A 4251-nucleotide genomic window follows, 5' to 3' on the forward strand; every position below is an offset into this window, starting at 1 on the left:
CAAATCTTAAAAGTTATCCACAGTTTTTATTTTTGAATTCTGCAAGCCCCTAAAACTATATCTTAATATATTTTAAGTTGCAAAAAACATTTACTTGTAAGCTATTACTTCAATTTCAATTAATGCTCCCTTAGGTAGTCCTTTTATGGCTATACATGATCTTGCTGGTTCATTTTTCTTAAAATATTCACTGTAAATTTTGTTTACACTGTTAAAGTTGTCCATATCGGTTATGAATACATTCGTTTTGACTACATCTTCAAGTTTAAATTCGGAAGCATCAAGCAAATGTTTAATGTTTTCCATAACGCGCTTTGTCTGAGCTTCTATACCTCCCTCTACAATAGATCCGTTTTGTGGATCTATACCAATCTGTCCTGAGGCAAACATAAAATTACCAGTTATGACAGCCTGCGAATAAGGTCCTATAGCCTTCGGACATAAAGCAGTTTCAATAACTTTTTTCATATAATGTATCCTCCTTCTTCTATATTTTTTTTAATTACTATTCTTTTTTAATTACTAAAAAAGAATAGTAATATTGGGTCATTAGTGGCTGACTTTCCCAAACTTTTGTGGTGCTTTTGCACTAGAATCATTATTTTACTATTAAATCAAGAGCTTGTTTTAAATCATCTATTATATCTTCTGCATTTTCTATACCAACAGATAATCTTACAAGACCATCACTTATTCCAGCAGCATGTCTTTCTTCTGGTGAATATGGTGAATGAGTCATAGAAGCAGGATGCTCAATAAGAGTTTCAGTATCTCCTAAACTTACTGCAAGTGCAGCTAATTTTAAATTGTTCATAACTAATGCACCTTCTGCTACACCACCTTTTAATTCAAAGGAAATCATAGCACCTGGAAGTCTCATTTGAGATTTAGCAAGGTTATAATATTCGAAACTTTCAAGACCAGGATAATATACTTTTGAAACAGCAGGATGTGATTCTAAGAATTTAGCAACTTTCATAGCATTTTCACAATGTCTATCCATTCTTATAGGTAAAGTTTTCATTCCCCTTATAATAAGGTATGCATTAAAAGGACTAAGTACTGCGCCAGTCATATCTTTTAATCCAAACATTTTAACTTGATCTATAAATTCTTTTTTACCAATTGCAAATCCGGCTATAACATCTCCATGTCCATTTAAGTATTTAGTTGCAGAATGAACAACTACATCAGCACCTAATTCTAAAGGTTTTTGAATATAAGGAGTACAGAATGTATTATCTACAAATAGAAGGCAGTCCTTATTATTTGTATGTGCTAGAATAGATATTTTTCTAATATCATTAATTTTTAGTGTTGGGTTTGCTGGTGTTTCAAGATAAACAACTCTTGTATTTGGCTTTAAAGCATTTTTTACCTCTTCAAGGTTTGTTGCATCAACAAACGTTACATCAATTCCAAATCTTGTAAGTCCATGGTTTAAAAGAGAAAAAGTACATCCATATAAAGTATCTGATGCAACTACATGATCACCAGCTTTTAATGCAGTCCATAGTGAAGCAGAAATTGCTCCCATACCAGATGCAGTAGAAACAGCAGCTTCTCCACCTTCTAATAAAGCTATTTTCTCTTCAGCTTCTGCGCAAGTTGGATTTCCAAGTCTAGAATATACATATCCACCTTCCTTGCCGGCAAATCTTCTTCCACCTTGTTCTGCTGAATCAAATATAAAAGTTGATGTTTGATATATTGGTGTAGCTAAGCAACCATATTGCGTGTCACCAACATGACCACCATGTACTGCTAATGTGTTAAATCCCAATTTTTTTACTTTTTCCATAAAATTTATCCTCCTAACCATTTTTATTTGTATAATACTTATAAGAGCAAGTTCTATGCCAAGTATGTAACACAGTAGTTATAATGGTGTTGTAATTATTGTGTAAAGGTTTCCAACCATTTTTTAAAGCAAGTGTAAAGGTTTATTGACGTGTGTCAATAAACCTTTACACTTGCTCTAAATTTGCATATGAATGTAATATAAATTAATGAAAATCTATTCCATATTTATTTAATTTATTTATTATGGTAGTATGAGATACTCCAAGAGATTTGGCAGCTTTTCTACAGCTTTTATGGCTTTCCATAGCAGTAATAAGGGCTTTCTTTTCAGCATCTGCTACTACATCTTTCAATTTAAAATTGAAGTTACAATTTGTGGAGGTTACTTCATCACTTGTAGTTTTTTCAAAGCCCATAATTAAATTTTCTTTTTTAAGAAACTCTCCATGACACATATTCATAGCTCTTTCTACAACATTTTTTAATTCACGTATGTTGCCAGGCCAATCGAACTTTACTAGTTCTTCTATGAATTCCATTTCTGTACCTTTTATGTTTTTACCTACCTGCTTATTTAAGATTTTTATAAAAAAGTTAACTAACGTAGGTATGTCATCCATACTATCTCTAAGACTAGGTATATATATAGGTATTACATTTAATCTATAATATAAATCTTCTCTAAAAGTATCTTTTTTAATCATATTCTCTAAATTCCTATTAGTTGCTGCAATTATTCTTACATTTATTTTTTCTTCTAGAGTATTGCCTATTTTCCTTATAGTCCCTTCTTGTAAAACCCTTAAAAGTTTTGCTTGAAGTGGAAGAGATAATTCACCTATTTCATCTAAAAATAAAGTGCCATTATCTGCTGCTTTGAATAATCCAACCTTACCCTTCTCGGCTGCACCGGTAAAGCTTCCTTTTACATATCCAAAAAGTTCACTTTCTATAAGATTATCTGGAAGAGCAGCACAATTTATAGCCAAAAAAATTTTATCTGCTCTTAAGCTTAACTTGTGTATAGCTTTTGCAAATAGTTCCTTTCCTGTACCACTTTCACCACGGAGAAGTATGGTTGAATTACTTTTTGCTACAGATTCACATATATTTTTAGTTTTTAGAATAGAAGAACTATTTCCTATAATATCTTTAAATATGAAATCTTCTTTTGAAGTAATGACGTTTGACATTTCAATTACTTCATTAATATCTTTAAGTGATGCAACTGCAGTTATAGTTTTTCCTTTATCATCTTTTACAGAACGCCCTGAAGTAATATAGTGAAAACGGTTTTTACCGATTTTTGTAATTACTTCAATGTTATCATGATCTTTACCAGTTTTTAAAAGGTTGATAATGGGTCCTTCAAATCCAAGTCCAAAAAGTTCTTTTATGTTTTTTCCAACTACATTTTCTTTTTTTACATGAAAAACTTTTTCACAGTAATTGTTGAAAAGTTCTACCTCTCCATTATCGGTTATAGCAAGTATACCATCTTGCACCGCATCTATAATAGCGCGAAGTTTCCTTTCATTTTTTTCATAAGAAAGCAGTTCAATTTCATGAACTTTTAAAACACCATTTATATTAAGTAAATTTGCAATAATATTTACTTTTTCCTCTTCATCTTGCAAGTTTTCCACTTTCACATATACTTTATTTGGAAAAACTTCAAGAGAATGAATACTTATGTTATTCTCATAAAGTTTTTTTGAAATATCTAAAACCATTCCAATTCTATCTCGTGAAATTATTTCAAATCGTAAGTATGTTTTCATGAATATCACCTTTCCTATAATATAGTTAGGCGTTTGCAATACACTGCAACCCGTCTTTATGCAATGCTTTGTGTTTTTATTTTACAGCGTATTTTTTTAGTTTCGCAAATATGAATTGAGTCATTACACGGATTCTAATACCAAGTGCGTAGCTAAAATATAGTTAATGTAGTCGTTTTCATTAGGCTCGTTATCTCAATAGCAAGCTTGTACTGTAAACATATTATCTTGAGTATGTTTATTATTTTCTTTAACCATCCCTTTTCCACCTTAAGGTGCTTTTCATTCAAGTTAAACTTAATTTACTCTAATTGCATTCTATTTTCTTACTATTATACCATAGATTATATTGGAATTAAATTAATATGAAAAAACATAAACAAACTACCCAAGGTAGTCTACTTATGTTTTTACATTACTTATACAATTTATGAGGAGCACTAAAAAGAAGAGTATCTTGTTATATTTTTATACTCACATAGCAGGAGAGTCTTTTTCTTCGAGCTTTAATGCACCTTTAGCTGGAGTTTTAAATCTAGGTACACCAAGTATTATAGCAAATATTGATGAAATACCTAAAAGGTATGGATAACAAAGGTATTTCATTATTAAAAATGGTGAAATTGCTGCAAGACTAGAAGCAACCAAAAGTTGGGCACCATAAGGT

General features: G+C 30.8%; 3 protein-coding genes and 1 pseudogene. All 4 read right to left on the reverse strand.

Annotated elements, in window-relative coordinates; all coding sequences use genetic code 11:
* Positions 1-90: 90 nt before the first annotated feature.
* Entirely contained in the window at positions 91-468 is a 378-nt protein-coding gene (locus tag Q0649_RS10255) for a RidA family protein (protein WP_298841134.1), read from the reverse strand.
* 130 nt (positions 469-598) lie between these two features.
* Complete coding sequence (megL, locus tag Q0649_RS10260; RefSeq protein ID WP_298841137.1) at positions 599-1801, reverse strand: methionine gamma-lyase; 1203 nt, start codon at positions 1799-1801, stop codon at positions 599-601.
* Between the two features lie 205 nt (positions 1802-2006).
* Positions 2007-3584, reverse strand: a complete 1578-nt coding sequence (locus tag Q0649_RS10265) for a sigma 54-interacting transcriptional regulator (protein WP_298841140.1) — start codon at positions 3582-3584, stop codon at positions 2007-2009.
* Between the two features lie 474 nt (positions 3585-4058).
* Positions 4059-4251: pseudogene (locus Q0649_RS10270) on the reverse strand (Na+/H+ antiporter NhaC family protein); the annotation flags it as partial.

This window comes from uncultured Clostridium sp., assembly GCF_937920395.1.
GTDB lineage: Bacteria > Bacillota > Clostridia > Clostridiales > Clostridiaceae > Clostridium_AD.

Coding starts and splice junctions, on each gene's coding strand:
- Q0649_RS10255 (WP_298841134.1), bottom strand. CDS start 468: ATGAAAAAAGTTATTGAAACTGCTTTATGTCCGAAGGCTATAGGACCT.
- megL (WP_298841137.1), bottom strand. CDS start 1,801: ATGGAAAAAGTAAAAAAATTGGGATTTAACACATTAGCAGTACATGGT.
- Q0649_RS10265 (WP_298841140.1), bottom strand. CDS start 3,584: ATGAAAACATACTTACGATTTGAAATAATTTCACGAGATAGAATTGGA.